Annotated in this window: 22 protein-coding genes and 2 tRNA genes; 12 read left to right on the forward strand and 12 right to left on the reverse strand. The window is 69.4% G+C overall.

Going from position 1 to position 26,682, the window contains the following annotated elements; all coding sequences use genetic code 11:
* Window positions 1-80: 80 nt before the first annotated feature.
* Complete coding sequence (locus AB0K08_RS05875) at window positions 81-1,385, reverse strand: hemolysin family protein (protein WP_363352596.1); 1,305 nt, start codon at window positions 1,383-1,385, stop codon at window positions 81-83.
* A gap of 102 nt (window positions 1,386-1,487) precedes the next feature.
* On the reverse strand, window positions 1,488-3,686 hold the full coding sequence (locus tag AB0K08_RS05880; RefSeq protein ID WP_363352597.1) for a RecQ family ATP-dependent DNA helicase: 2,199 nt from the start codon (window positions 3,684-3,686) through the stop codon (window positions 1,488-1,490).
* A 139-nt stretch (window positions 3,687-3,825) separates the two neighbouring features.
* On the opposite strand from AB0K08_RS05880, the gene AB0K08_RS05885 reads away from it, so the two are divergent.
* Both AB0K08_RS05885 and AB0K08_RS05890 read left to right on the forward strand, forming a co-directional pair.
* Window positions 3,826-4,278 carry an Rrf2 family transcriptional regulator gene (locus AB0K08_RS05885; RefSeq protein WP_363352598.1) on the forward strand — a complete coding sequence of 151 codons (453 nt, stop codon included), beginning with the start codon at window positions 3,826-3,828 and terminating at the stop codon, window positions 4,276-4,278.
* Window positions 4,279-4,393: 115 nt separating this feature from the next.
* Window positions 4,394-5,578 (forward strand): globin domain-containing protein, encoded by a 1,185-nt coding sequence (locus AB0K08_RS05890; RefSeq protein ID WP_363352599.1) that lies wholly within the window; start codon window positions 4,394-4,396, stop codon window positions 5,576-5,578.
* A gap of 173 nt (window positions 5,579-5,751) precedes the next feature.
* Here AB0K08_RS05890 and AB0K08_RS05895 read toward each other — a convergent pair whose 3' ends face one another.
* Window positions 5,752-7,596 carry a phosphoenolpyruvate carboxykinase (GTP) gene (locus AB0K08_RS05895; RefSeq protein WP_363352600.1) on the reverse strand — a complete coding sequence of 615 codons (1,845 nt, stop codon included), beginning with the start codon at window positions 7,594-7,596 and terminating at the stop codon, window positions 5,752-5,754.
* Between the two features lie 313 nt (window positions 7,597-7,909).
* Here AB0K08_RS05895 and AB0K08_RS05900 point away from each other — a divergent pair.
* Together AB0K08_RS05900 and AB0K08_RS05905 are read left to right on the forward strand one after the other, a co-directional pair.
* Window positions 7,910-7,986, forward strand: a tRNA-Arg gene (locus tag AB0K08_RS05900).
* Window positions 7,987-8,419: 433 nt separating this feature from the next.
* Window positions 8,420-10,654 (forward strand): tannase/feruloyl esterase family alpha/beta hydrolase, encoded by a 2,235-nt coding sequence (locus tag AB0K08_RS05905; RefSeq protein ID WP_363352601.1) that lies wholly within the window; start codon window positions 8,420-8,422, stop codon window positions 10,652-10,654.
* A 106-nt stretch (window positions 10,655-10,760) separates the two neighbouring features.
* Here AB0K08_RS05905 and AB0K08_RS05910 read toward each other — a convergent pair whose 3' ends face one another.
* The gene (locus AB0K08_RS05910) at window positions 10,761-11,306 is read right to left on the reverse strand and encodes a PaaI family thioesterase (RefSeq protein ID WP_363352602.1); all 546 of its coding nucleotides are present in this window, start codon (window positions 11,304-11,306) and stop codon (window positions 10,761-10,763) included.
* The gene (locus tag AB0K08_RS05915) at window positions 11,303-11,755 is read right to left on the reverse strand and encodes a PaaI family thioesterase (protein WP_363352603.1); all 453 of its coding nucleotides are present in this window, start codon (window positions 11,753-11,755) and stop codon (window positions 11,303-11,305) included. Before AB0K08_RS05915 ends, AB0K08_RS05910 begins: the two co-directional genes overlap by 4 nt.
* Window positions 11,756-11,937: 182 nt before the next feature.
* Between AB0K08_RS05915 and AB0K08_RS05920 the strand changes: the two genes are divergently transcribed.
* Window positions 11,938-13,140: an AI-2E family transporter gene (locus tag AB0K08_RS05920; RefSeq protein WP_363352604.1), complete on the forward strand. Its 1,203-nt coding sequence runs from the start codon at window positions 11,938-11,940 to the stop codon at window positions 13,138-13,140.
* Between the two features lie 22 nt (window positions 13,141-13,162).
* Here AB0K08_RS05920 and AB0K08_RS05925 read toward each other — a convergent pair whose 3' ends face one another.
* The 4 genes from AB0K08_RS05925 to upp form a co-directional block, all read right to left on the reverse strand.
* The gene (locus tag AB0K08_RS05925) at window positions 13,163-13,717 is read right to left on the reverse strand and encodes a histidine phosphatase family protein (RefSeq protein WP_363352605.1); all 555 of its coding nucleotides are present in this window, start codon (window positions 13,715-13,717) and stop codon (window positions 13,163-13,165) included.
* A gap of 42 nt (window positions 13,718-13,759) precedes the next feature.
* Entirely contained in the window at window positions 13,760-15,016 is a 1,257-nt protein-coding gene (locus AB0K08_RS05930; RefSeq protein ID WP_363352606.1) for an acyl-CoA dehydrogenase family protein, read from the reverse strand.
* Between the two features lie 20 nt (window positions 15,017-15,036).
* Window positions 15,037-15,873, reverse strand: a complete 837-nt coding sequence (locus AB0K08_RS05935) for a winged helix-turn-helix domain-containing protein (protein WP_363352607.1) — start codon at window positions 15,871-15,873, stop codon at window positions 15,037-15,039.
* 380 nt (window positions 15,874-16,253) lie between these two features.
* Window positions 16,254-16,889: a uracil phosphoribosyltransferase gene (upp, locus tag AB0K08_RS05940; RefSeq protein ID WP_363352608.1), complete on the reverse strand. Its 636-nt coding sequence runs from the start codon at window positions 16,887-16,889 to the stop codon at window positions 16,254-16,256.
* Window positions 16,890-16,973: 84 nt separating this feature from the next.
* Here upp and AB0K08_RS05945 point away from each other — a divergent pair, with 84 nt between their 5' ends.
* The 4 genes from AB0K08_RS05945 to AB0K08_RS05960 all read left to right on the forward strand — a co-directional run bounded on the left by AB0K08_RS05945 (window position 16,974) and on the right by AB0K08_RS05960 (window position 20,033).
* Window positions 16,974-18,233 carry a multidrug effflux MFS transporter gene (locus AB0K08_RS05945; protein ID WP_363352609.1) on the forward strand — a complete coding sequence of 420 codons (1,260 nt, stop codon included), beginning with the start codon at window positions 16,974-16,976 and terminating at the stop codon, window positions 18,231-18,233.
* Window positions 18,234-18,244: 11 nt separating this feature from the next.
* The gene (gene tadA, locus AB0K08_RS05950) at window positions 18,245-18,730 is read left to right on the forward strand and encodes a tRNA adenosine(34) deaminase TadA (protein WP_363352610.1); all 486 of its coding nucleotides are present in this window, start codon (window positions 18,245-18,247) and stop codon (window positions 18,728-18,730) included.
* A 62-nt stretch (window positions 18,731-18,792) separates the two neighbouring features.
* Window positions 18,793-18,880: transfer RNA gene (locus AB0K08_RS05955), tRNA-Ser, on the forward strand.
* Between the two features lie 640 nt (window positions 18,881-19,520).
* Window positions 19,521-20,033: a GNAT family N-acetyltransferase gene (locus AB0K08_RS05960; protein WP_363352611.1), complete on the forward strand. Its 513-nt coding sequence runs from the start codon at window positions 19,521-19,523 to the stop codon at window positions 20,031-20,033.
* 131 nt (window positions 20,034-20,164) lie between these two features.
* On the opposite strand, the gene AB0K08_RS05965 is transcribed toward AB0K08_RS05960, so the two are convergent.
* Complete coding sequence (locus AB0K08_RS05965) at window positions 20,165-20,614, reverse strand: hypothetical protein (RefSeq protein WP_363352612.1); 450 nt, start codon at window positions 20,612-20,614, stop codon at window positions 20,165-20,167.
* A 252-nt stretch (window positions 20,615-20,866) separates the two neighbouring features.
* A complete protein-coding gene (locus AB0K08_RS05970) occupies window positions 20,867-21,235 on the reverse strand; it encodes a hypothetical protein (RefSeq protein ID WP_363352613.1) in 369 nt (122 codons plus the stop codon).
* Between the two features lie 631 nt (window positions 21,236-21,866).
* On the opposite strand from AB0K08_RS05970, the gene AB0K08_RS05975 reads away from it, so the two are divergent.
* The 3 genes from AB0K08_RS05975 to AB0K08_RS05985 all read left to right on the forward strand — a co-directional run bounded on the left by AB0K08_RS05975 (window position 21,867) and on the right by AB0K08_RS05985 (window position 25,176).
* On the forward strand, window positions 21,867-23,207 hold the full coding sequence (locus tag AB0K08_RS05975; protein ID WP_363352614.1) for a cysteine desulfurase: 1,341 nt from the start codon (window positions 21,867-21,869) through the stop codon (window positions 23,205-23,207).
* The gene (sufU, locus tag AB0K08_RS05980; protein ID WP_363352615.1) at window positions 23,204-23,686 is read left to right on the forward strand and encodes a Fe-S cluster assembly sulfur transfer protein SufU; all 483 of its coding nucleotides are present in this window, start codon (window positions 23,204-23,206) and stop codon (window positions 23,684-23,686) included. The genes AB0K08_RS05975 and sufU overlap by 4 nt, the downstream gene beginning before the upstream one ends.
* A 113-nt stretch (window positions 23,687-23,799) precedes the next feature.
* Window positions 23,800-25,176, forward strand: coding sequence for a PHB depolymerase family esterase (locus tag AB0K08_RS05985; protein ID WP_363352616.1), 1,377 nt, complete (start codon window positions 23,800-23,802; stop codon window positions 25,174-25,176).
* Window positions 25,177-25,248: 72 nt separating this feature from the next.
* Here AB0K08_RS05985 and AB0K08_RS05990 read toward each other — a convergent pair whose 3' ends face one another.
* Window positions 25,249-26,613: an aminomethyl transferase family protein gene (locus AB0K08_RS05990; protein WP_363352617.1), complete on the reverse strand. Its 1,365-nt coding sequence runs from the start codon at window positions 26,611-26,613 to the stop codon at window positions 25,249-25,251.
* Window positions 26,614-26,682 lie beyond the last annotated feature (69 nt).

A 26,682-nucleotide genomic window follows, 5' to 3' on the forward strand; every position in this document is an offset into this window, starting at 1 on the left:
CCTTCCTTGCACTTTGAGGGCAATACGCACTGGTTGGCATTGCCCTCAAAGTGATCAGGAGGGGGTGATCAGGGGTGTGGTCAGGCGGGATCCGCCTGCGGGTCCGTGTCCCGGGTGACCCGGACCCGACTCACCCGGTGCCCGTCCATGCCCAGGACCTCCAGGTTTGCGCCCTCGGTCTCGATCCGGTCCCCTTCCTCGGGCACCCGCCCCAACTGGGCCATGACGAAGCCCCCGACCGTCTCGTAGGAGCCGTCATCCGGCAGCTCCACCCCGGTCTGCTGGACGAGTTCCTGCAGGATCAGCCCGCCGTCCACCTCGGCGTCCTGCCCCTGCCGCAGTGCGGTGTCCTCCGGCGCCAGGCCGTCGTCGAACTCGTCATAGATGTCCCCGACGAGTTCCTCCAGCAGGTCCTCGAGGGTCACGATCCCGTCCGTCCCGCCGTACTCGTCGATCACCAGGGCGATCTGGTTGCCGCTGGAGCGCATGCGGCCCAGGGCCTGCAGCACGTCCACTGTTCCGGGCAGCACCGTGATCTCCCGGGCGATGCCGGCCAGGGTGAGCGAGTGGTCCCCGATGCGCAGCAGGTCCCGGATGTGGATGAAGCCCAGCACGTCATCCGTGTCCTCGCCCGTCACGGGGTAGCGGGAGTTCGGCAGGGAGGCCAGTTCACGCAGGGCCTCGCCCACTGTGATCTCGCCATCGAGGAAGTTCACCTCCGGGCGGGGCCGCATGACCTCCACCACGGTGCGCTCGGCGGCGTCGAACACGGACTGCAGCACGTGCCGGTCCGTGTCCTCCAGGGCCTCCGAGGTGGTGACCATGGACCGGATCTCCTCCGCTGAGACCGCCTCCTGATGTGCCTTCGGATCTCCGCCGAGGAGCCGGACCACCCCGTTGGTGGAGACGGAGAGCAGCCAGATGACCGGCCGCATCAGCACGGAGAAGGCATTCAGTGGCGGGGCGAGGACCTTGGTGAAGCCCACGGCGTTCTGCATGGCCAGCCGCTTCGGCACCAGCTCGCCGAAGACCAGGGACAGGTAGGCGATCACCAGGGTCATGCCCACCAGCGCCACCGTCCCGGCGGCCTGTTCGCCGGCCCCCCACCCCACCAGCACGGGGACGAGGTCCGGGGCGATGGTTGAGGCGCCGTAGGCCGAGGAGAAGAATCCGGCCACGGTGACGCCGATCTGCACGGCCGAGAGGAAGAGGTTCGGATTCCGGACCAGCGCCGCGGTCTTGGCACCCCGCGCCCCGCTGTCCTCGATCGCCTGGACCTGCGACTGCCTCAGGTTGACGATCGCCATCTCCGTGCCGGCGAAGACGCCGCCGATGAGCACGAACAACATGACCAGGGCGACGTTGAGCAGGGTGTCGAGATCCATGGCACCACGTTACCGGGCCGGGAGCCTCGCCCCCTGTCCCGCCCCGTCCTGCAGTTACCTCCGGACCGGCCCCGCCGTTCAGTCGCTCGCCCGTTCAACCGCTCAGCCGTTCAGGGCCAGCACGAAGGGCAGGACACCGCTGGCCCCCGCCTCTCGCAGCACGCGGCCGGCCTCCGTGAGGGTCCACCGGCTCTCCGCCCGGTCATCCAGCAGCAGCACCGGCCCGTGCCGGCCGGCCTCGCGGGCCTCTCCCAGGTGGGCGGCCAGCTCCTGCGGCACGGTGAACATCTGCCACACCGCGGCCAGCCGGAACGCGCTGTTGCCGCCGGACTCCCCGCGGGGGCCGCCGTCCACCAGTTCCAGGGAGCCCAGGTACGGCAATTGTCCGATCCTCGCGATGCCCTCGGCAAAGGACCCCACCAGTTGCGGGCGGGACCGGGAGGGCACGGACACCACGGCGATGGGCCGTTCCGCCCACTCCCAGGACGCCAGGACCTGGACCGCCCCCTGCAACAGGTCCTGGTCCAGGGGGGCGTCCTGGACTCCGGACTCGGTCTCCGCGAACAGGGTCCGCAGCCGCCCTCCCCAGCCCAGGTCCGTCAGCCGTGCCACCGCGCGGCCCTCCAGCACCTGGGACTCCTCCGGGATCCGCCCCTTGAGCGGGACCCCCAGCCGGTCCATGCCGCTGGGCCAGCTGCGCCGCGGCTCGATCTCCACGCCGACCCGGCCCAGGGCCTTCGAGGCGCTGCCCTTGGCGGATTCGTCGATCGAGGTGGGGAACCAGGGGCCGGCACAGTTGTCACACCGGCCGCAGGGGGCGGCCTCGGGATCGTCCAGCACCCGGGAGAGGAACTCCATGCGGCACCCGGACGTGTTCTCGTAGTCCAGCATCAGCTTTTCCTCGTCCACCCGGGCCTGGGCCACCCGGCCGTAGCGCTCCCCGTCATAGGTCCACGGCTCGCGGGTGCGCTGCCACCCGCCCTGGGTGCGCTCCACGGCTCCGTCCACGGCCAGGACCTTGAGCAGCAGCTCCAAGGGGGTCCGCTTCAGGTCCACCCGGGTCTCCAGGGCCGGGACGGACAGGGGCTTGCCGGCGGCCTCCAGTTCGCCCAGCACGGCGCGGGCCCGGTGCTCATCCGGCATGGACGTGGTGGCGAAGTACCGCCAGATGTCCCGGTCCTCGGGGCCGGGCAGCAGCAGCACATCGGCGTGGTCCGTGGCCCGGCCCGCACGGCCGACCTGCTGGTAGTAGGCCACCGGGGAGCTCGGCGCCCCGAAGTGCACCACGAAGCCCAGGTCCGGCTTGTCGAACCCCATGCCGAGCGCGGAGGTGGCGATCAGCGCCTTGATCCGGTTTTCCTTCAGCGCCTGCTCCAGCTCGGCCCGCTGTTCCGGATCCGTGCGTCCGGTGTAGGACGCCACCTCGTGGCCGGCGTCCCGCAACGCCCGTGCCGTGTCCTCGGCGGCCGAGACGGTCAGCGTATAGACGATCCCGGACCCCGGGAGGGAGCTCAGGTGGGTCAGGAGCCAGGCCAGCCGGCTGGCCGGACTCGGCATGCGCAGCACCCCCAGCCGCAGCGAGGACCGGGCCAGCGGGCCGCGGAGGACGAAGACGTCCCCGGCTCCGTCCACGCCGAGCTGTTCGGCCACGTCCTGGACCACCCGCTCATTGGCCGTGGCGGTGGTGGCGAGCACCGGAACCGACCGGCCCCCAGAGCCCGGCAATTGGGCGATCAGGTCCCGGATCCGCCGGTAGTCAGGCCGGAAGTCGTGGCCCCAGTCCGAGATGCAGTGCGCCTCGTCCACCACCAGCAGGCCGGTCCTGCGGATCAGGTCAGGCAGCTGCACGTCCCGGAACTGGGGGTTGTTGAGCCGCTCCGGGGAGACCAGCAGGACGTCCACCGAGTCCTCCGCCAACCGCTCGCGGATCCGCTCCCAGTCGGTCGGGTTCGCCGAGTTGATGGCCTCGGCGCGCACCCCGGCCCGGGCGGCGGCCGCCACCTGGTCCCGCATCAGGGCCAGCAGCGGCGAGACGATCAGCGTGGGGCCCGCCCCGCGAACCCGCAGGAGCAGGGAGGCCACGAAGTACACGGCGGACTTGCCCCAGCCCGTGCGCTGCACCACCAGGGCCCGGCGCCGGTCCGCCACCAGCGCCTCGATCGCCTCGAACTGGCCGGGGTGGAAGTCCGCGTCCTGGCGGCCCACCAGCCGGCCCAGGATCTCCCGGGCCTCCGCCCGCAACTCGGCCCGGCCCCCGTCGGTGCCGGTGTTGGTGCCAGGATCGGTCTCGTTCTGCATCATGGCGCCAGTATTCCAGCCCCCACGGACACCCCATGCGTCCGGCGGGCCGCACGGTGGAGCCGGCGGCCGTCGTCGGGCCCTGTGGAGGACCCGGCCGCCCACCGCCGGTGCCGGAGCGGCCGTCTGGGACAATGGCACCGTGAAACTCAATGCGTTCGGCGACGTCTGCCTGCGCACCCTCATGATCCTGGGTGCCCGACCCGACCGTCAGATGACGGGCCGGGACATCGCCGACGCGGTCGGCACCCCGTACAACCACGTGAGCAAGGCCATCCTGGAGCTGAAGCGGCGCGGGGCGCTGGACGTGACCCGGGGCCGGAACGGCGGCGCGCGGATCACGGAGGCGGGGCTCGCCCTGTCGATCGGGGCGCTGCTGCGTGACCTCGACACGCAGACCGACATCGTGGACTGCACCGGACAGGACTCCCCGGACGGTCACGCCTGCCCCCTGGTAGAGGGCTGCCGGCTGCGCCGCTCCCTGGCCCGGGCCCGCGAGGCGTTCTACGCGGAGCTGGACGGCACCACCGTGGCAGAGCTCACCGGTTCCGACGCCGTGGTCCGGTTGCCGATGCCCTCCCTCCCCGCGCGCTGACCCCTCCCCGACCTGCCGGGGCCCGTCGACTTGCCCTCGAGTTCTACAGCGTGTAGAACTGAGATCATAAATCTTGCATACCCAATGCAAGTATCGCAGACGAAGGAGTCACTCCATGCTCTCGGACACCGCCCGCCCCGTCATCGAGGCCACGCTTCCCGTGGTCGCCGCACACATGGACGAACAGATCACCCCGAGGTTCTACGCGCGCATGTTCGAGGCACGTCCTGAGCTGCTCGATGGACTCTTCAGCCGTGCCAACCAGAGCAACGCCACCCAGCAGAAGGCCCTGGCCGGCGCGATCGTGCATTTCGCCCAGCACCTGCTCGATCACCCGGACACCCTTCCGGAGCAGGTCCTGTCCCGGATCGCCCACAAGCACACCTCCCTGGGCATCGTCGAGGAGCAGTACCAGATCGTCTACGAGCACCTCTTCGCGGCGATCGTGGAGATCCTGGGCGAAGCCGTCACCGCGGAGGTGGCCGCCGCCTGGACCGAGGTCTACTGGCTCATGGCGGACGCCCTGATCAAGATCGAGAAGGGCCTCTACGCCCAGCAGGCCAATGACCAGGTCTGGACCCCCTGGCGCCTCGTGGCCAAGGAGGCCGCCGGCCGTGGCAGCATCACCTTCCGCTTCGAACCCGCCGATGACACCCCGGCCACCGCGGGCCGCCCCGGTCAGTTCGTCTCCGTGCGCGTGAAGCTGGAGGACGGGCTGCGCCAGTGCCGCCAGTACTCCCTGTCCGAGGACGCGACCTCCACCACCTCGCGCGTGTTCACCACCAAGCTGGATGAGGGCGGCGAGGTGTCCCCCCACCTGCACGCGCACATCACCGTGGGTGACGTCGTCGAGCTGTCCAACCCCTACGGGGACATCACCCTGGACAGCTCCGGCGGCCCGATCGTCCTGGCCACCGCCGGCATCGGCTGCACCCCGAGCGCCTCGGCGCTGCAGACCCTGGCCCAGGAGGCCTCGGACCGCCAGGTGCTCGTGCTGCACGCCGAACGCACCGAGCAGGACTGGGCCCTGAAGGAGCAGATGCGCGAGTCGCTCGCCGCCCTGCCGAACGCGGACCTGGCCCTCTGGCTGGAGGACACCGCCGGCGCCGCCGAGGAGCTGGCAGCGCGCCAGGGCTTCATGGACCTCGGGCACATCGAGCTGCCGGCCAACGCCAAGCTCTACCTCTGCGGGCCGCTGCCTTTCATGAAGGCCGTCCGCTCCCAGGCGATCGCCGCCGGCATCCCCGCCACGGACATCCACTACGAGGTCTTCGGCCCGGACCTCTGGCTGGCCGCCTGAGCCGGGGGCGGCGGCCACCTCGGCCGCCGCGCACCCCAGCCGCACCATCTCGCCGAGCCCCGGGGCCGGCGTCGGGAATCCCCCTTCCCGACGCCGGCCCCGAGCCGTTAAACGCCGCCGCCCGGTACCAGCGGGGTACCGGGCGGCGGCGCGCAGGGTGCGACCTGGGCCGATCAGGCCTGGTGGACGCGCTCCTTCAGCCCGTCCAACTGGCCGGCGATCGAGGCGGGCAGGGAGGCTCCGAAGCGGGCGAACCACTCCTCAATGGAGGCCACCTCGTCCTTCCACTCCTCGGGGTCCACCCGCAGGGCGTCCTCGAGGTCCGCGTCCGAGAGGTCCAGGCCGCTCAGGTCCAGCGCCTCCGGGGTGGGGACGCGCCCGATGGCCGTCTCCACCGCCTCGGCGGTACCCTCAAGACGCTCCACGACCCACTTGAGCACGCGGGAGTTCTCCCCGAAGCCGGGCCAGGCGAAGCCGCCATCCCGGTTGCGGCGGAACCAGTTGACGAGGTAGATCCGCGGCAGCTTGGCCTGGTCGACCTCACCGGAGACCTTCACCCAGTGCTCCAGGTAGTCGCCCGCGTCGTAGCCGATGAAGGGCAGCATGGCCATCGGGTCGCGGCGGACCACGCCCACGGCGCCGGCGGCGGCGGCCGTGGTCTCCGAGGACAGGGTGGCGCCCTTGAAGATGCCGTCCTCCCAGTCGAAGGACTCGGTCACCAGCGGGATGGTCGTCTTGCGGCGGCCGCCGAAGAGGATCGCGTCCAGCTTGACCCCGTTGGGCTCGTGGTATTCGTCCGCGAGCATCTCCGTCTGGTCGATCGGGGTGCAGAAGCGCGAGTTCGGGTGCGCCGCCGGGGTACCGGACTCGGGGGTCCAGTCATTGCCCCGCCAATCCGTCAGGTGGGCCGGGACCTCGTCCGTCATGCCCTCCCACCACACGCCGCCGTCATCCGTGAGGGCCACGTTGGTGAAGATCGAGTTGCCCTTCGCGATCGCCTTCATGGCGTTCGGGTTGGTGGACCAACCGGTGCCCGGTGCCACGCCGAAGTAGCCGGACTCGGGGTTGACCACCCGGAACTCCCCGTCCTTGCCGGGTCGGATCCAGGTGATGTCATCGCCGAGGGTCTCGGCCTTCCAGCCCTCGATCGTCGGGTCGATCAGCGCGAGGTTGGTCTTGCCGCAGGCCGAGGGGAAGGCGCCGGAGATCGTGTAGGACTTGCCCGCCGGGTTGGTCAGCTTCAGGATCAGCATGTGCTCGGCCAGCCAGCCCTCGTCCCGGGCCATCACCGAGGCGATGCGCAGGGCGTAGCACTTCTTGCCCAGCAGGGCGTTGCCGCCGTAGCCGGAGCCGTAGGACCAGATGGAGCGCTCCTCGGGGAAGTGCACGATCCACTTGGTCTCGTTGCACGGCCAGGCCACATCGGCCTCGCCCTCCTCCAGCGGGGCGCCCACGGAGTGCAGGGCCGGGACGAAGAAGGCCTGGGTCTCCTCCATCTTCTGCAGCACGTCGGTGCCGATCCGGGCCATGATGCGCATGGAGTTCACCACGTAGGCGGAATCCGTGATCTCGACCCCGAACTTCGGGTCGTCGGCCTCCAGGTGGCCCATGACGAAGGGGATGACGTACATGGTGCGCCCGTGCATGGAGCCCTTGAAGGTCTCGCTCAGGATGCCCTTCATCTCGGAGGGGTCCATCCAGTTGTTGGTGAAGCCGGCGTCCTCCTCCTTCTCGGAGCAGATGAACGTCCGGTCCTCCACGCGGGCCACGTCGGCAGGGTCCGAGAAGGCGGCGTATGAGTTCGGGAACTTGTCCTCGGCGAGCTTGACGAAGGTTCCGGCCTGCACCAGTTCCCCGGCGAGGCGGTCATACTCCTCCTGGGAGCCGTCCACCCAATACACGGAGTCCGGCTCCGTGAGCTCGGCAACCTCCTTCACCCAGTCGAGCAGCTTGCCGTAGCTGGTCGGCGCTTCCGCCACGGCGCGATCTGCGAACGCGAGTGAGGAGTTGTTGGCCATGAGGGTTCCCTCCATTGGGTTGCGGGTGCATTCCGGTTGGGCACAGGGGAATGCGGCCGTGGCCGGCCGGCACCCCATTGTGCGTACACCGTCTCCGCCAGCCATTCTACCCACGGACTTTCCGTGGATTTCCCGGTGACGTCACCTGACATCCACCCGCGCAACCCCCGGGGCACGACGCCGGCCACGCACCTCCTACGCGCGGCGCGCCTCCCGCGGTGGGCCAGCCCGGCCCGGCCTGATGCGGCGCGGCGGATGATTTGGTGAACAGCAGGTGGACCGGTATAGTCTTTCAAGGCCGATCGCGGCCGATGCGCCCTTAGCTCAGCTGGATAGAGCGTCTGTCTACGGAACAGAAGGTCAGGGGTTCGAATCCCTTAGGGCGCACCACAGGCCAGCAGGCCACACAGACCCGGACTTCGGTCCGGGTTTTTTGTTGCGTTCCCTCACGCCTCCAGGACGATCCTGGCCTCCACACCGATCCTGCCGAGCCACAGTGTTTATCGCTGTGGCTCGGCAGGAACGCTGTGGCTGCGCGCAGAATGAAACCGGCGTGGCCTCCTTCAGACCCATCCGGTCTCGTCCGGCCTCATCCGGCCTCATCCAGACTCGACCGCTTCATTGACGTCACCGACCGTTGTGGACCACAACGGAGTGTCCTAGCATGACGACATCGCCTTGATGTGACACGCATCACGCCATCGCAATTCCTGGCGCAGAGGCGGTCCCCCGTGAAAGGACATCACCGTGAAACACCGTCTTGTTCCCGCACGACCCACCAGTCACCGAAGGCTCAGCCTCCGGCCCCAGGGCAGGTGTTGAGATGAGCAGCGAACCCACACCGCGCCTCAGGCGCCGCGGCCGCACCGGCCTGCTGGCCGGCGTCGCCGTCCTCGCCCTGACGCTCGCCGGTGCCGCGCCGGCCCTGGCCTCCGGGCAGCCGGCCTCCTCCCCGGCTCCCGACCCGGCCGAATGCGCGGACCTGGCCACCTTCGACTTCGAGTCCACCGTCATCACCGAGGCCGAGACCGTCCCGGCCGGCGAACTGACCAACCGGGGAGCTCCCATCGGCGAGCACTGCCTCGTCACGGGCCACATGAACGAGCGCACCTCCGAGGTCGACGGTCAGAGGTATGCGATCGGCTTCGAGATGCGCCTGCCCGCCGACTGGAGCGGCCAGTACCTCTACCAGGCCAACGGCGGCATGGACGGGAGCGTGGCGACGGCGACCGGCGGTGTCGGCGGCGGCGAGAGCGGCCTGCAGATGGGCATGGCCGTGATCAGCTCGGATGCGGGCCACACCGGCAGCCAGAACCCGTCCTTCGGGCTGGACCCGCAGGCGCGACTCGACTACGGCTATCAGGCCGTCGGCACCCTGACCCCCATGGCCAAGGCGCTGGTCACGGAACGCTATGGCGAGGGCCCGGAGTTCTCCTACATGACCGGCGGGTCCAACGGCGGACGGCACACCATGATCGGTGCCTCCCGCTACACGGACGACTACGACGGGTTCCTGGCCCTGGCCCCCGGCTTCAACCTGCCGCAGGCCGCCACCGCCCAGCTCTGGGGCGCCCAGCAGTGGGACTCGGTGGCCACCAGTGCGGACCTGAACACGGCGTTGACCCCGGATGAGCGGACCGTGCTGGCCACGGCCATCCTGGCGCAGTGCGACGGGCTGGACGGCCTCGAGGACGGCATGGTCCAGGACAGCGCGGGCTGCCAGGAGACCTTCTCCGTGGCCGAGCACGTGCCCACCTGCGAGGCGGACCGGGACGGAACCTGCCTGAGTGAGGACCAGAAGGGGGTCGTCACGAAGGTCTTCGCCGGCGCCACCACCTCCGAGGGTGAGGAGATCTACAGCTCCTTCGCCTACGATCCGGGACTGGTCAGCGGCGGCTGGGGCTTCTGGAAGTTCTTCGCCCCGATCCAGCTGGACTCCACGGCCGTCGGGTACGTCTTCTCGGCTCCGCCCTACGCACCGCCGATGGACGGCCTCCGGGACTTCGTCCTGGACCTGGACATCGACGAGGCGAACGCCTCCATCTACGCCACCTCAGGTCTCTACACCGAGAGCGCCATGGAGTTCATGACGCCTCCGGACCTGGAGTACCAGGACCTGAAGGCCTCCGGCGGCAAGATGATGGTGATCCACGGCGCCTCGGACGGGGTGTTCTCCATGGAGGACACCGCCGCCTGGTACCGGGACCTCGAGGCCGCCCACGGCGGGGACGCCTCCGACTTCGTGCAGTACTACGAGGTGCCGGGCATGGACCACGTCTCCGGCGGACCGGCGACCGACCAGCACGACTCGCTGGCCGCTCTCGTGGACTGGGTGGAGGCCGGCCAGCAGCCGGACAGCCTGAAGGCCTGGGTCAACCCGGGCAACGCCGCCCTGCCCGCGGACTGGTCCACGGACCGCAGCCGCCCGCTGTGCGCCTATCCCGAGGTCGCCGTCTACACCGAGGGCGACCCGGAGGACGCCGCGAGCTTCGAGTGCCAGGATCCCGCCGAGGAGCCCGCCGACTTCACGGACAACACCGATCAGGAGACCTGGTACTACCAGCCGGTGCGGTGGATGCAGCTGACCGGCCTGTCCGTGGGCTACGCGGACGGCAGCTACGGCATCCGCCGGGACATCACCCGCGGTGAGTCGCTGGCGTTCCTGTACCGGTACTGGGGCGAGGAGCCCGTCGAGGACGGCACCTCCTTCCCCGACATCCGGCAGGACCACGAGTTCTATGACGCGATCTCCTGGGCCCAGGCCCTGGACATCACCCAGGGCTACGCGGATGGCACCTTCAAACCGACCCGCGAGGTGACGCGCGGGGAGTTCGCCTCGTTCCTCTACCGCACCGCGACGCCGGAACCGGCGGACGGCACCGCGCCCGTCTTCTCGGACGTGCCGTCAGGCAACCCCCACCAGGAGGCCATCTCCTGGCTCACCGCCGAGGAACTGGTGATCGGGTACAGCACCGGCGAGTTCCGCCCGGATCAGCCGATCACCCGCGCCGAGGTGGCCAAGGTGCTCTACGGGTACGACCAGCTGCCGCAGGACTGAGCAACTGAGCAGCTGACCCACCCGGGTGGGTCACTGATCCACCGGAGCAACGGCCCCACCCCGCCAGCCGGCGGGGTGGGGCCGTCCTTCTGCTGCAACGCGCCCCTCAGGCGGCGTCGGGTCCGATCGGGAACACCAGCAGGGAACCGGTCGCGGTGGCCACGGCCCTCCCTGCGGCATCCACCATCTCGGCCTCGGCGAACACCACCCGTCGACCGGGCTTGATCACGGTTCCCGTGCAGGTCAGCGGCCCGCTGTCCGCCCGGACGGGTCGCAGGTAGTTCACGGTGAGGTCGATGGAGGTGTACCCCATGCCGGCGGGCAGGGTGGAGTGGGCGGCACAGCCGAGCGCCGAATCCAGGACGGTGCACATCAGTCCCCCGTGCACGGCCCCGATGGGGTTGTAGTGGGACTCATCGGGCTCGCACCGGAAGACCACCCTGCCCTCCTCCGCCGCCACGAGGTCCATCCGGACGTGGCCGGAGATCGGCGGGCCCGGCAGGTCCCCCGAGATCATGCGGCGCAGGAACTCGAGGCCCGCCAGTTCAGGCAGCGCCGCCATGGCCTCAGCGGTGTCCTCCCAGCGGACCACGGTCTCCCGGGTCTGCTGGTTCTCCCGGTTCTCCTGGTTCTGCCGCGGGGCGGCGCTCACCGTTCCTCCCCCGTGGCCGGCAGCGGCACGTTCTGCAGCCGCAGCTGCCCCCGGGCCAGGACCTTGCCGCCCTCGGCGGCGGTGATGATGACCTCCCAGAGCTGTTGGGTGCGGCCCTGGTGCAGGGCGGTGGCCCGGACCAGGGCCCGGCCGCCGCTGCTCGGACGCAGGAAGTCGGTGGCGTTGTGCACGCCCACCGCGAACTTGCCCTGCTCCAGCACGGCCCGGCTGGCCCCGACGCTGCCGGCGCTCTCCACGATGGTGGTGTAGACACCGCCGTGGACCACGCCCCACGGCGTGTGCTGGTCCGGCCCGAAGTCGGCGTGGCCGGTCACCGAGGTGGGCGTGACCTCCTCGATCTCGAATCCGGTTCCGGCCACGAACCGGCTGGCGGCCGTCAAGGACACGTCCGGGATCTCGCCCGCGGCCTCATGGTGGTGGTCTGTCATCTCATCACTCCTATCGCTCCTGACGTCCATCATGGCCGCCCGTTGTCGGGACGCCCACCGCCCCACGGATCCTGCCGCGCCACAGCGAAAATCACTGTGGCTCGGCAGGAACACTGTGGCTCGGCAGGAACACTGTGGCGCCGTGGAAGACAGGGCCCGGTGATTCGCACACAATGGTGACCATGGCCACCGAAGACCCCCTCGACCCCGACGAGAGTCCGGACGTCCAGTCCCCTGCCCGGGCGGAGGCCTCTCCGGCCTCCCCAGCCGCGGCGATCCCGACACCCCCGGCGCCGCGCGCCGACCGCGGCAGCACCCGCTCGAAGCTGAGGGCGGCGCTGGACGCCGTGGGCCACCCCTTCGGCTTCGGCTTCGTCCTCACCCTCGGTGGCCTGGCCGCGATCCTGCTCGGGGCGGCCCTGACGTCCCTGAGCACGGTCCTGGTGTACATCCTGTTGGCCCTGTTCCTGGCACTCGCCCTCGATCCGGCGGTCCGTGTCATGGAGCGCCGCGGCCTCGCGCGCCCGTGGGGCATCACCATCACCGTGCTCGCCTTCCTGCTGACGATCGCCGGGGTGCTCTGGCTGATCGTGCCCACCGTGGTGCAGCAGGTCGCCAACTTCGTCCAGGGCATCCCCGGCATGGTGGACGACTTCATGACCTCTCCGCTCTTCGCCCGCCTGGAGGAGATCTTCGGAGAGGGCCTGGGCACGCTCACCGCCCAGGTCGAGGGCTTCCTGACCGATCCCAACAGCCTGGCCATGATCGGCGGCGGGGCCCTGCAGGCCGGCGTGGGGATCGCCAACGGGGTCTCCGGGGCGCTGATCATCCTCGTCCTCGCCCTGTACTTCCTCGCCTCGCTGCGGTCGATGAAACGGGCCCTCTACCGCCTGGCCCCCGCGCGGAACCGGCCGGGGATCGAGGACCTCACGGAGGAGATCACCCAGTCCGTGGGTGCCTACCTCGCGGGCATGGTCGTCCTCGCCCTGTTCAACGCCGTAGTGGTCTTCATCCTCCACCTGGTCCTGGGACTGGCCTTCCCGGCCCTCATGGCCGTCACGGCCTTCTGCATCACCATCATCCCGCTCGTGGGCACGGTCCTGTTCTGGGTGATCGGCAGCTTCTTCGCCCTCTTCGTGGACCCGGCCTCCGCGATCGTCTTCGCGATCGCGTACCTGGTCTACATGCAGGTGGAGGCCTACCTGCTGACGCCGCGGGTGATGAGCCGGGCCATCTCCATCCCCGGCGCGCTCGTGGTGATCGGCGCGCTGGTGGGCGGCACGCTGCTCGGGCTGATCGGCGCCCTCGTCGCCATCCCCGTGACCGCGGCCGTCCTGTTGATCATCCGCCGGGTGGTCGTGCCCCGCCAGGACGCGAAGACCTGAGCCGGCGGGGACGGGAGGCGGGCTAGGGCCGCGGCACGGTGAAGTGAGTCATCCGCGCATCGCGGCCGTCCAGGGCGGCCCACTCGCCCGGGATCCGGAAGACCTGCAGCCCCAGGGTGGGATAGCGCTCGGCCATGCTCACCACCGCCTCCTCATCCGAGTCCACGGAGGCGAGACGCATCCCGAGGTCCTGGACCCAGGGCATGTGCCCGATCACCATCAGGGTGCGCACCTGCTCCTCGGTCTCGTTGATCACGGCCAGGGCGCGGGCGGCGTCGGCGTCATAGAGCCGCGAGTCCAGGTAGGGCGTCGGCGCCTTCTCCCCCAGCTCGTTGCACACCCACGTGCAGGTCTGGCGGGTGCGCACGGCATCCGAGCAGAGGATCATCTCGGGGTACAGGCTCTGCCGCACCAGCCACCTCCCGGCCTCGGGCGCCTCCCGGGTGCCGCGCCCGCCGAGCGGGCGGTCATGGTCCGGCACCCCGAGGGGCCAGTCCGATTTGGCGTGACGCAGGATGATCAGCGTCTTCTCACCCGAGGTGTCGGGGCGTGACGGGGGTACGACGTCGGCAGGCATGGTCCCAGCGTACGTGGCCTTCCCGGCGGCCCGGCGGCCCGCTCAGCCGGCGGTGAAGGCCCCGAGACCGGTGAGGGCCCGGCCGATGGTGAGTTGGTGGACCTCGTCGCTGCCCTCATAGGTGCGCACCGATTCCAGGTTGTTGGCATGCCGCAGCGGCGAGTGGTCCAGGGTGATGCCGTTGCCGCCGAGCATCTGCCGGGCGTCCCGGGCGATCCCGATGGCCACCCGGCAGTTGTCCAGCTTTCCGGTGGAGATCATGGCCGGGGTGAGCACACCGGGCAGGATGCCGTCCTTGACCCGGCCGATCTGGTGCGCCAGCAGGTAGCCCTTGTTGATGGCCACCGCCATGTCCGCCAGCTTCGCCTGGGTCAGCTGGAGGCCGGCCAGCGGGGCGCCGAACTGCATCCGGGTCGCGGAGTAGTCCAGCACGGCATTGAAACTGTCGCGGGCCGCACCCATCACGCCCCAGATGATCCCGTACCGGGCCTCGTTCAGGCACGCGAACGGGCCCTTCAGGCCGACCGCCGAGTCGGCCGGCAGGATCGCGTCAGCCGGCAGCCGGACCTCCTCCAGGTGGATCTCACACTGCACGGAGGCCCGCATGGACAGCTTCTGGGAGATCACCTCGGTCCGGAAGCCGGGGGTGCCCGTGGGGACCACGAAGCCGCGGACCCCGCGGCCGGTGCCGTGGTCCGCGGTCTGGGCCCAGATGATCGCCACGTCGGCCAGGTTCGCCAGTCCGATCCACCGCTTGGTGCCGCTGAGCACCCAGTCCCCGTTCGGCTCCCGCTTCGCGCGGGTCAGCATGGAGGCCGGATCGGAGCCGGCGGTGGGCTCGGTCAGCCCGAAACAGCCGATCGCCTCCCCGACGGCCATGGCCGGCAGCCATTGGTTCTTCTGCTCCTCGGAGCCGTGCTTGTGGATCGCGGACATCGCCAGGGAGCCCTGCACGGAGACGAAGGTCCGCAGTCCGGAGTCCCCGGCCTCGAGCTCCTGGGCGGCCAGCCCGTACTCCACCGCCGAGCGGCCGGCGCAGCCGTAGCCGTCCAGGTGCATGCCCAGCACCCCGAGCCGGCCCAGCTCCGGGATGACCTCGGCGGGGAACACCGCCCGGTCATACCAGTCGGCGATGTTCGGGCGGATGTGCTCGTCCACGAAGCCGCGGACCCGTAAGGCCAGGTCCTTCTCCGGCGTGCTGAACAGCCCGTCCAGCCCGGTCAGGTCCACCGGCCCCAGGAAGGAGCCGGAGCAGTCTGCGGAACCCGGCCCGGCCGGCGTCGTGCTGTCCCTGGTCATGCCTGTCCGATCACCTGAGCTCAGATGCTGTATTCGGGGGCCGCCCAGACCACGACCTCGGGGTGCTCGTAGAAGCGGTAGCCCTGGCCGCGCACGGTCCGGACGGTGCCGGAGAGGCGGCCCAGCTTGGAGCGCAGGCGGCGGATGTGGACGTCGATGGTGCGCTCGTTCGGCACCTCATCGGAGTTCTTCCACAGGGATTCCAGCAGCTCGTCGCGGCCCACCGTGCGTCCGCCGTTCTCCACGAGGTAGTTCAGCAGCTCGAACTCCTTGTAGGTGAGGTTCAGCCCCTCGCCGTCCAGCTGGACCTCGCGGCGTGCCAGGTCGATCAGGACGCCGGGCTGGCGGGTCGAGACGGGCGCGGGAGCCTGCAAGAGGTCCGGGCGGGTGCCCTGCTGGATGGTCGGGTCGCCGAGGACCTGGCGGACCACCTCGAGGTCCGAGCCGGGGGCGCCGGCCGGGGCGATGGCCACGGCGGCAGCGGACTGCGAACCGGGCACCAGCGACTCCACGTAGTGGCGCAGCTCGTTGGCCAGGCGCGTGAGGGACGTCCCGGCGGCGGAGGCCGCGGACTCATCCATGCCCACGTAGATCACGAAGCCGCGGGCCTCGGTGTCGGTGGACACCGCCTGCGGGCCGGGGATCCCGTTGGGCGCCAGGACCGGCATCGGCGCGGTCTGCGGGTCGATCTGCATCGGCTCCTCGGCTTCCACCGTCTCGTTCTGGACCGGGTGGAGCTGCCGCTCGGCCGGCCGCCCATAGGTACCGCCCTGCTCACGGTAACTGCGGACCCGTGCCGCGCGTCGCTGGGCGTTGCGGACCGAGATGTGGACGTATCCCTGGGGGCTGATGGTCATAGTGATGAATCCTTGCGTCAGTGCCGGTCTGAAGGCGTAGGTGGCGGGTCAGGCCGGATCACAGCCGTCCCCGCTACAGACACCCCGGACGGGAGTGGGCTCGGCTGGACCGTCGGCACCATCGCCGGCCGGTCGCTGTCCCCGGAGGAACAGCCGAGTCGCGGTAGTTCATATGACAACGATCTAGCGTCACATTCGTTTCTCGCAAGTAACAATGGGACGCGCGTCTCACCATGCGAGACGAACACCGCGTTTCGTGACGAAGATCACGCCGAATCGGGGTTCTGAAGCATCCATTCCGGCACTTTGGGGCAAACTACTGCCAACGCGCGCCCCGCGCACTTTTATGACAGACGGACCCAGTGGGGGCCCGCCAGGTCTCAGTCGGCCAGACCGTACAACCTGTCGCCGGCGTCGCCGAGCCCGGGCACGATGTAGGAGTGCTCGTCCAGACGCTCGTCGATGGCCGCCAGGTAGAGGTCCACTTCCACCTCCGCGAGCTCCTTCTCCAGGCGCGCGATGCCCTCCGGGGCACCGAGCAGGCAGATGCAGGTGACGCGGCGGGCACCCCGGGCGTACATGAACCGCACGGCCTCGACCAGGGTGCCGCCGGTGGCCAGCATGGGGTCCAGGAGGAACACGTGGCGGTCCGTCAGGTCAGCGGGCAACCGCTCCGCATAGGTGACGATGTCCAGGGTCTCCTCGTTGCGGGCCATGCCCAGGAAGCCCACCTCGGCGCTCGGCGCCATCCGGACCATGCCCTCCAGCATGCCCAGCCCGGCCCGCAGGATGGGCACCACGAGCGGGGTCGGCTTGGCCAGCGCCACCCCGGTCATGGGCGCCACCGGGGTCTCGATCTGCACCGGCTCGACCTTCACATCGCGGGTGGCCTCGTAGGCCAGCAGCATGACGAGCTCCTCCGTCAGCTGACGGAAGATCATCGAGGGCGTCTCCTTCTTGCGGAGCACCGTCAATTTGTGGCTGACGAGCGGATGTTCAACGAGCTGTACGCGCATGTGACCAACCCTACCGGCCAGCCCCGGCGGCAGTTGAGAGAATGGGGTGTCACCCCCCCGTCCGACCTACCCCGAAGGAGCCGTGTGCCCGAGCGCCCTCCAGCCACCGGTGGCCCGCCCGCAGCGGTCCCCGGCAGTCAGCCGCCCACGGTGCTGCTGGTCGGCCTGCTGGCCCTGCTCTCCGCCGTCTCCCCGTTGGCCACGGACATGTACCTACCCGCCTTCCCGGATATCGCCGGGGACCTGGGCACCACGGCCTCCGGCGTGCAGTTGACGCTGACGTCCTTCATGCTCGGACTCGCAGCCGGCCAGCTCGTGATCGGGCCGCTGTCCGATTCCACCGGCCGGAGAGGGCCCCTGCTGATCGGCACCGTGGCCTGCCTGCTGGCGGGTATCGCCTGCGCACTGGCACCCGACGTCACCGTCCTGGTCATCGCCCGGTTCCTCCAGGGCTTCACCGGTGCGGCCGGCGTCGTGCTCTCCCGCGCCATCATCACCGACACCACGCGCGGGCCGGCCACCGCGCAGCTCATGAGCCTGATGATGGTGATCGGCGGAATCATGCCCGTCCTCGCGCCGCTCGGCGGCGGACTCATCCTGGAGGTCACGGACTGGCGCGGGGTGTTCTGGGTGATCACGGCGCTCGTGGCCGTCATGGCGATCGGGGTGGCCACCTCCATCCGCGAGACACTTCCCGTTGGGCGCCGGCACGAGGGCGGGCTGCGGACCCTGATGGCCCACGCCGGAACCGTGGTGCGTCACCGCGGGTACGTCTCCGCCACCCTGGTCTTCGCGCTCGGCTTCGGCGCCCTGTTCTCCTACGTGTCCGCCTCCCCCTTCGTGCTGCAGAACGTGGTGGGCCTGAGCTCCCTGGAGTACTCGATCGCGTTCGGCGTGAACTCGGTGGGCATCATGGCGGCCGGCGCCCTCAACATCCGACTGGTCGGCCGATTCCCGGTCCGCCGCGTCCTCGCGGTGGGTGTGGCCGTGATGCTGGCCGCCGCCGGCGGCCTGTTCGCCGCCGTCCTGGCAGGCACGCCCGCCGTCCCGACGCTGGTCTCCATGTTCCTGCTGACCTCCTCCATGGGCCTGGTACTCGGCAACGGTTCCGCGCTGGCCATGCGGGCGGTCCCGACGTCGGCCGGGACCGCCTCCGCCTTCATGGGCGCCTTCCAGTTCCTGCTGGGTGCCGCCGTCGCACCGCTCGTGGGTCTCGGCGGGGAGCACGACCCGCTGCCGATGGCGGCATTCGTGCTGGGCTGCGCGGTGCTGTCCGCCGCCTGCTTCCTCGCGGTCCCGCGCCGTGACGCGACCCGTCCGGCCTCCACCTCCGGCAGCGGATAGGCTCGGCGACCATGACCCGTGAGCACGATCCCCGACTGGCCTGGATGGGCCTGGCCCTGGACCAGGCCCGAGCGGCACTGGAGACGGCCGACGTCCCGATCGGGGCCGTCGTCGTGGGCCCGGACGGGACCGTCCTCGGGACCGGCCGCAACGAGCGGGAGGCCACCGGCGATCCGACCGCCCACGCCGAGGTGCTGGCCCTGCGGCAGGCGGCCGCCGCGCGCCGGGCAGCCGGGGACGCGGACGGCTGGCGCCTGGCCGACTGCACGCTCGTGGTGACCCTGGAGCCCTGCGCCATGTGCGCCGGGGCCCTGGTGCTGGCCCGGATCCCGCGACTGGTGTTCGGGGCCTGGGACTCCAAGGCCGGCGCCTGCGGCTCCGTGTTCGACGTGGTGCGCGAGCCGCGGCTGAACCACTGGGTCGAGGTGTTCGGCGGCGTGCGCGAGGCCGAGTGCGCCCGGCTGCTGACGGACTTCTTCCGGGCCCACCGGGATTGAGGAGCACGGCCTCGGGCCCGGTTTGGGGTGCGTTCGGCGGCTCCGGTACAGTAGTCCAGTCTGGTGACGTGTCCGAGCGGCCGAAGGTGCAACACTCGAAATGTTGTGTAGGGAAACCTACCGTGGGTTCAAATCCCACCGTCACCGCCAGTTGAGAAGGCCCCTGCTCCCCCGGAAATACGCGGGAGTGGGGGCCTTTTCCGACGGTCTGTTCCAGATAATGCAACAGGATGAGACGCCTGACAATGTCGTCTTGGGAGTATTCGACGACCCGAACGAAGCCGATGGGTTCGCCAAAGCGACAAGCCTGCACTGACCTACCGCAGAGGAGTGACCCTGCGGGCTATCACCGTCTGATGCCGCGCCCTACGGTAGAGGGACCGGGGAGCCTGAGGCGCCCCATAGATCTGGACTACGACTAGAGATGACGCAACCGCCAGCGGACAGATCATATGCACCAGACCGACGCACGGTGGCCATGGCCTTTGCAGCCATGCTGACCGTCCCCGTCGGACTGGGTCTTGCCATGTTCGGTTACCTCGGCTGGCTTATCGGTCCGCTGGTACTGGCCCTTGGGCTCCTCAGTCGAGCCCTAGGCCGCAGAGGGGGGCTCTGGGCGATCTGGATTGGCGCGGGGCTGATCCTGGGGACGCTGTCCTACATCGGCCTTGGCTTGCTCACACCCGATGGGTCGCCAACCGAAAGCGGATCCGGGCAAGCATAACGATGTCCGTCGATGCCGTTGGCAGTCGTGCGGCATTGCCGGGGTCGAGTCTTGTTGAATGGCGGAATGGATATTCGCCCCTGCACCGACGCGGACCTGCGTTTGTTGTGCTCACGCTGGAAGACGCCCGGCGGCGTCCACGAGAGGCACCATGCCCGTCATCTGGCCGGTGAGGTCGCCTACCTGGTCGCGTGGCAGGGCCAGGAGCCGCTGGGCTCCGGGGTGCTGCAGTGGGGTGGCTGCATCGGGTCCAACGCGCGGGCCGCGTATCCCGATGCGGTGGAGCTCAATCACCTGCAGGTCCGTGACCACTGTCGCGGACAAGGAGTGGGTAGCGCTCTGATCGCCGCCGCTGAGGCCCTCGCAGCGCAGACCGGCCGACACCAGATGGCGGTGGGCGTCGCTGAGGACAATCCGGATGCCGAACGCTTGTACCGGCGTCTGGGTTACCGCTCCACCGGGGTGATCGATGTCAGTGAGTATGACTGGATCACCGCCGAGGGGACAGTCCGACATGAGACCGAGCACGATCACCTGCTGGTCAAGGACCTCAGCCCCACCACGGAACGCGCCCGCTGATCTCTTGCTGGTGCACACAGCTGGGCCGTCCCACGACGGGATCCCCACGCGGACAGTGCTTATGCCACCTCGGCGATCCGTGCAGGTGACTTTTGACATCCATGCCGTCGACTTCTGAAAGCGACAACCCGCTACCGGTCGAAGCCGAACTGGACTGCGACGTCCCGCATGGTGTCCGCGTGATCCGTGCAGTCGATCGCGGCGGCGACGTCGTAGGTAAACATCATGTCGGCGCCGGTGGCCTTGTCCACTGACATGTACTGATTCAGGTGCCCAGCCATGGCGTCGCCCGTGGCCTGGTCCGTGTCAGACGCGGACTCGATGACTGAGCAGAAGTTCTCCGGAGAAGTCACGACGTACTCCGCCGACTCAGCTGGCTCAGAAAGCTGGTACACGTCAGCTGCAAGAGTCTCCGCCCAGGCCAGCTTCTCCTGATCGGTGGCGGATGCAAGGGTCTCCACCTCGGACTTTCCGACTGGAGTTGCCGTCGGGGTAAGTTCGGCCGATCCCGCACCGCCACAAGCGGTCAATCCTAGGGTGAATGTGAGACCGACACCGACCAAGCAGAGCTTCTTCTTCAAAACGGATTCCCTTCAGGCATAAAATGATTCAGACTTCTAATAATATGCTTGGCTGTCAGCACATTCGTCCTGTCGCGCTCCGCCGCCCTGAACCCGCTCGTCAAGCAGTGACCGCGGCTGCCCTGGAGCCACAACGACAGCTAGGACACCGACTGCGCCTGACCGGCTGAGCCCAGCACCAGCCCGCCAGATCGTGGACAGCTCGGCCCCGTTGTGAGGCAGGCCTGTTGAGCATCCAGGGGTACCTGCCGGTTAGTAGCCGATGGTGTCGTAGTCCTCATCCATGGAGTCAGCAACCTTGGAGACGGAGGACTCGTCCCCGATGATCCACCACTGTTTGCCGCGGATCAGGTACTCAGTCTGGCGATAGTCGCTGAGCATCCCGCCGGTGATGCCGTGGGTGGCCAGCTCGTCCTCGGGATTCTCCCAGTAGAGGACATCGACTCCGCCGCACTCGGACTGGACGGAGCCGTTCTTCTCGGCCGGCTCCGTGCATGAGAACCCTGCCTCCTCGACCACCTTCACCAGGTCGTCGGCGGAACCAGGCTGCCCGGAGCAACCAGTGAGGGCGAGGGTAAGCAGGCTGGCGGCCAGGGCTGGGGCGGCGAGGGACTTCTTCACGGGCGTCCTATCGGTCGGTGCAGAATGTGAGGCGAGGGTGTACTTGGGCAATTTAGCCGGTGCCGCAGGCTTGGCTGGCTCGCCCCCCGGCGCGCGCCTCGATGGCGACACGGAAGGCGTCCAGTGCTGCCAACGGGTCAAAGATGCTGTCGCTCTTGATGCTCCTATGCGCGGACTTCTCGGCCAGCTGTCGGAAAACGTCTGCTCAAGACCGTGAGTCGCGACAGGGACTGCGACAGGCGTTACAGCTTGGGTCTGACCGGCATGTGTGCGGGGAGCCCACAGTTGTGCGAAAGCGCCCATGAAGAGCGGATCGCGGTTCCGTACCCATAGGGCGCGTGCAGACGAACGAGCGCTTCACATCCGGAAAAGGTCTGGCAGCAGCCGGCCCGATAGCCGAACCCTCTCCGGTCACAACCTATGCTGACCCTGACCCAGAGGTACGTTCTTCACACAGTTTCCCGCGAGACCTGTCCGGTGAACTGCCCGGTGACCGGGCGCCATACGGCACAGGCATTCACCGACCCGCCGGGCTGCAGCGCAGAGTGGAAGCCGGAGCGGAACAAACTGACCGTCCGCGGTGCTCAAGGTAGTGGTGCAAACGGCAGGCGACCCCCGAAAGGCAGTGCAGATGACCGAAGCGTCCGAGACCATCCCGACCGAGGCGACCGGGCCGGCGTCGTCCACCCGCTCCCCCGCCCCCACCGCGGCCGAGGTCAACCGGTGGCGTACGGACTTCCCGCTGCTCTCCGCCGAGGTCAACGGCCGCCCCCTGGCCTACCTCGATTCGGGCGCCACCTCGCAGAAGCCGGTCTCCGTGCTGGACGCGGAGCGCAACTACTACGAGCACCTCAACGCCGCCGTCCACCGCGGCGCCCACACCCTGGCGGCGGAGGCCACCCTGATGTTCGAGGACGCCCGCACCACCGTGGCGGACTTCGTGGGTGCCGAGGAGGACGAGGTCGTCTGGACCTCCAACGCCACCGAGGCCCTTAACCTCGTGGCCTACGCCTTCTCGAACGCGACAGTGGGCCGCGGCGGCGCCGAGGCCGAGCGCTTCCGCCTGGGCCCCGGCGACGAGATCGTGGTGACGGAGATGGAACACCACGCCAACCTCATCCCCTGGCAGGAGCTGGCCTTCCGCACCGGGGCCACCCTGCGCTTCATCCCGATGGCCGAGGACGGCTCCCTGGACCTGGACGCGGCCGACTCGGTGATCACCGACCGCACCCGGCTGCTCGCCTTCACGCATGTCTCCAACGTGCTGGGCCTGGTCAACCCGGTGGACGAACTCGTGTCACGGGCTCGCGTCGTGGGCGCCCTCGTGGTGCTCGACGCCTGCCAGTCCGTGCCGCACCTGCCCGTGGACGTGAAGGCCCTGGACGTGGACTTCGCCGCCTTCTCGGGCCACAAGATGCTCGCACCCACCGGGATCGGGGTGCTCTACGGCCGCCGCGAGCTGCTGGCGGCGATGCCCCCGTTCCTCACCGGCGGCTCGATGATCACCACCGTCACCATGGAGTCCGCGGAGTACCTGCCGCCGCCACAGCGCTTCGAGGCCGGCACCCAGCGCGTCTCCCAGGCGATCGCCCTGGCCGAGGCCGTCACGTACCTGCAGGGCATCGGCATGGACCGGATCGCGGCTCACGAGGACGAGCTCGGGAAGCGCCTGCTGGATGGGCTCGGCCGGATTCCCGGGGTGCGGATCCTCGGTGGCGAGGCCACCGGCCCCCGCGTGGGCGCGGCCAGTTTCGACCTGCCCGGGGTACATGCGCACGACGTCGGCCAGTTCCTGGACGATCAGGGCATCGCCGTGCGCGTGGGTCACCATTGCGCCCAGCCGTTGCACCGCCGCCTCGGGGTCACGGCTTCCACCCGGGCCAGCACCTACCTGTACAACACCACCGACGACGTCGACCGGTTCCTGGCCGGGGTGGCAGAGACGGCCACGTTCTTCGGAGTCACGGTATGAGCTCCTCCGATCTGCAGAACCTGTACCAGCAGGTCATCCTCGACTACTCGAAGAACCCGTACGGGGTGGGCTTGCTGAGCGATGCCGCCGGGCAGTCCCACCAGCTCAACCCCACCTGTGGGGACGAGATCACCCTCGAGGTGCATCTGGCCGGCGAGGGCACGGAGCCGGCGGAGTCCCCGGCCGACCGGGTGATCGAGCGGATCCGTTGGGAGGGCCACGGCTGCGCCATCTCCCAGGCGTCTGCCTCCCTGCTCACGGAGCTGGCCGAGGGGCTGACCGTGCACGATCTGCAGGTACGGATCGATGCCTTCCGCACGGCGATGCAGTCCCGGGGAAAGGTCGCCCCGGACGAGGAACTGCTCGGTGACGCGGTGGCACTGGGCGGCGTCTCCCGGTACGTGGCCCGCGTGAAGTGCGCCATGCTCGGCTGGGTCGCCGCGGAGCACGCGCTGACCATGGCCGAGACCCGCGCCTGAACCTGTTACCTGAATCTACTTTCAGGTGTACGGTGCTGTGACCTGACTCACAGTCATGCATCCGGGAACGGGTCCCGGAGGGCCGCGGGTCAGGACTCGGAGGAGTCTCACCCATGACGCACCAGTCACACCGCACCACGAAGCACCGGTCCACCGCCGTCCTGGTGGCCGGCCTGGCCGCCACGGCGCTGGCCGCGACCACGGCCGTCGTCGGCCTGTCCCCCGCCGCGCAGGCCATCACCTGCCCGCCGGGCTTCGAGTCACTGCCGGGCTGCACCACCGCCCCCGAGTCGGACGACGGCGGCCCGGACACCGGGGCCACCGGCACCTGGAGCACGGAGACGATCGCCGGGATGAGCGTCAACCTCTATGTCCCCGAGACCGCGCCGGCGCACCCGGACGGGCGCGCCCTGATGGTCAACCTGCACGGCTGTGTGCAGACCGCCGCGAACCTGAAGTCCGGCGGGAACTGGGCCGCCGCGGCGGACGAGCACGGCATGGTCGTGGCCATCCCCGCCGCTCCGAACGGCGGGGTCCTGCTCGGCTGTTGGGACTATTACGGTTCCAACCACTCCAACGCGAACCCGGCACGTCATGACGACAACCTGATCGACCTCGCCACCGCCCTGGAGTCCCGTGCGGACCTGGGCATCGACGCCGATCAGGTCTACCTCTCGGGGCTCTCCTCGGGCGGCGGACAGACCATGGTGATGGGCTGCCTGGCCCCGGACGTCTTCGCAGGCATCGGCATCAACGCCGGCCCCACCGTGGGGACCACCTCGGGCCAGATCGGCGCGGTGGCGGTATCCAGGGCCCAGGGCACCTCGACGTGTGAGGGCTTCGCGGGATCCGCCGCGGACTCGTTCGACACCCAGCTGACCTCCGTGGTCTACGGCGACAACGACTACACCGTGGCCCCGGGCTACAACACCCTCAACGGTGAGATCATGGCCGGGATCTACGGCGCCGCCACGAAGACCACCTTCTCCCTGGACGGCCTGGACGGCACGAACACCGCCGGCACGGGGACGCTGTACGCGGACGCCGAGGGTCCACGGGTCTCCGTCATCGCGAACACCGGACTGGGCCACAACTGGCCGGCCGGCGGCGGCCCGGGCGGCAGCTACATCTCGACCGACAGCATCGACTACCCGGCCTACGTGACGGAGTTCTTCCTGCAGAACAACCGCCGCGCCGGCGGCATCGACCCGACGCCCGAGCCGACGGAGGAGCCGGAGCCGACTCCGGAACCGACCGAGGAGCCCACCCCGGATCCGACGGACGAGCCGACCACCGGTCCGGAGACCTGTTTCACCGCCACCAACGCGGATCACCGGGCGGCCGGCCGGGCCACCTCCTACGGGGTCGACCCCTACAACCCCTACTACGCCGTGGGCACGCAGGACTACCTCGGCCAGGGCAACGCCACCACCACGAGCCTGGAACAGCTCTCGGCGAACTCCTTCGACCTCGTGGCCAGCTGCGACTGACGCCGCACCCCCACGTTTTGAGGGCGATCCCACGCGTGGGATCGCCCTCAAAACGTCGGTGGGGCGGGAGGGTCAGTCCTTGCGGTAGTTCTCCCGGGCGAAGGAGGAGTACGGCGCCGGTTCCACGGTGGCGCGGATCCGCACCTGGCGGTGGTGCTCCACGGAGGGCTTGGCCGAGGGGGTCTCCTCGCCCCAGACCACGGTGACCTCGGTGCCCGGCTCGGCGACTGCGGCGTCGACGCTGGCCAGCGAGACGAAGGCCTGCTCGTTGGTGAGGTAGCCGGCGTCGTGCGAGATGCCGACGTCCCGGCCGTCCACCAGGACCCGGTCCACCTGGTACTGCCCGTAGCGGGCCTTGGGGAAGTCGATGTACTTGGCGGGGACGCCGGGCTCGAACTGGGTCTGGATGGCGGCCGCCACGTCCTCCGGCTTCCAGACCAGGGTGACCTTCTGCCGCTGCGGCCCCGCTGCGATTCTCTCCAGGGCAGCCTTCCCGATGAACTCGTGGTCGAAGTTGACGGTGCGGCCATAGCCGAGGTCATAGGGGGTGAGGTAGTAGTCCTCGACGGCGTCCGCGGTGAGGCTCCCGGCCAGGGAACCGGCGCGGGCGGCCGGCAGCCACTCGCGGTAGGCCTCGGTGCCCTCGCCGCTGAAGATGGCCGGGAAGGGCGAGGGGACCCACGCTGATTCGAGGTTGGAGGAGGAGTAGGCCTTGGACCCGACCTGCACCAGGTCCAGCCCCTCACCGGCTGCCAGCAGGGCCGCCCGGACCCGCTCGCCCTCGGCCCAGGGACCGAACAGCTCGAAGCCGGGCTGGCCGGCCATCCCGTGGCGCAGCGACCGGACCTGCAGGCCGTCGATCTCGAAGGTGGCCATGCCGAAGAACCTGGTGTCCGGGACCGCTGATCCCGTCGCCTTCTCCATCAGCTCCAGGGCGTGGGGTCCCTGGACCTCGAAGCGGTACTGCTTCGGGTCTCCCTGGCGGACGGCGGAGCTGGCGTCCCGTTCGAAGGTGACGTCGTAGTCCCCGGTCTCCCCGTGGTACTGCACCCAGTCGAGCACCATGTGCCAGCCGACCAGGTCGAAGGACTCCTCCTCCAGGTAGAACAGGATGGCGTCGCCGATCAGATAGCCCTCGTGGTTGACGGCGATGAACTGCTTGGCCTTGTTGGGGGCGAACTTCGCGAAGCTGTTGACGCCCACGTCGGAGAGCAGCCTCAGTGCGTCTGGCCCGGTGATGAACAGGTCCGTCATGTGGTGGGACTGGTCCAACAGCGCCACCGAGTTCCGCCAGGACTGCTGTTCCGAACGCCAGTTCGTGAACTCCGGCTGCACCGGGAACACGGTGGCCTTGGACGGGGCGTTGCGCAGGTACTGCACGGGCGATCCCGCACGGTCGATGGCGGCGGACAGGGATTCGGACGGGAAATCGGTCATCGGATACTCCTGGGAACGGTCTGTGGTCTGGTTCACACCCAGCCTACGTATAGTTGAAGCGTCTGAGCA

The sequence above is a fragment of the Citricoccus sp. NPDC055426 genome, from assembly GCF_040677445.1.
Lineage (GTDB): Bacteria > Actinomycetota > Actinomycetes > Actinomycetales > Micrococcaceae > Citricoccus.

Bases quoted from the DNA above. Each gene is read 5' to 3' on its own strand.
- AB0K08_RS05875 (WP_363352596.1), bottom strand. From the start codon at position 1,385: ATGGATCTCGACACCCTGCTCAACGTCGCCCTGGTCATGTTGTTCGTG.
- AB0K08_RS05880 (WP_363352597.1), bottom strand. From the start codon at position 3,686: ATGATGCAGAACGAGACCGATCCTGGCACCAACACCGGCACCGACGGG.
- AB0K08_RS05890 (WP_363352599.1), top strand. From the start codon at position 4,394: ATGCTCTCGGACACCGCCCGCCCCGTCATCGAGGCCACGCTTCCCGTG.
- AB0K08_RS05895 (WP_363352600.1), bottom strand. From the start codon at position 7,596: ATGGCCAACAACTCCTCACTCGCGTTCGCAGATCGCGCCGTGGCGGAA.
- AB0K08_RS05905 (WP_363352601.1), top strand. From the start codon at position 8,420: ATGAGCAGCGAACCCACACCGCGCCTCAGGCGCCGCGGCCGCACCGGC.
- AB0K08_RS05915 (WP_363352603.1), bottom strand. From the start codon at position 11,755: ATGACAGACCACCACCATGAGGCCGCGGGCGAGATCCCGGACGTGTCC.
- AB0K08_RS05920 (WP_363352604.1), top strand. From the start codon at position 11,938: ATGGCCACCGAAGACCCCCTCGACCCCGACGAGAGTCCGGACGTCCAG.
- AB0K08_RS05925 (WP_363352605.1), bottom strand. From the start codon at position 13,717: ATGCCTGCCGACGTCGTACCCCCGTCACGCCCCGACACCTCGGGTGAG.
- AB0K08_RS05930 (WP_363352606.1), bottom strand. From the start codon at position 15,016: ATGACCAGGGACAGCACGACGCCGGCCGGGCCGGGTTCCGCAGACTGC.
- AB0K08_RS05935 (WP_363352607.1), bottom strand. From the start codon at position 15,873: ATGACCATCAGCCCCCAGGGATACGTCCACATCTCGGTCCGCAACGCC.
- upp (WP_363352608.1), bottom strand. From the start codon at position 16,889: ATGCGCGTACAGCTCGTTGAACATCCGCTCGTCAGCCACAAATTGACG.
- tadA (WP_363352610.1), top strand. From the start codon at position 18,245: ATGACCCGTGAGCACGATCCCCGACTGGCCTGGATGGGCCTGGCCCTG.
- AB0K08_RS05960 (WP_363352611.1), top strand. From the start codon at position 19,521: ATGGATATTCGCCCCTGCACCGACGCGGACCTGCGTTTGTTGTGCTCA.
- AB0K08_RS05975 (WP_363352614.1), top strand. From the start codon at position 21,867: ATGACCGAAGCGTCCGAGACCATCCCGACCGAGGCGACCGGGCCGGCG.
- sufU (WP_363352615.1), top strand. From the start codon at position 23,204: ATGAGCTCCTCCGATCTGCAGAACCTGTACCAGCAGGTCATCCTCGAC.
- AB0K08_RS05985 (WP_363352616.1), top strand. From the start codon at position 23,800: ATGACGCACCAGTCACACCGCACCACGAAGCACCGGTCCACCGCCGTC.
- AB0K08_RS05990 (WP_363352617.1), bottom strand. From the start codon at position 26,613: ATGACCGATTTCCCGTCCGAATCCCTGTCCGCCGCCATCGACCGTGCG.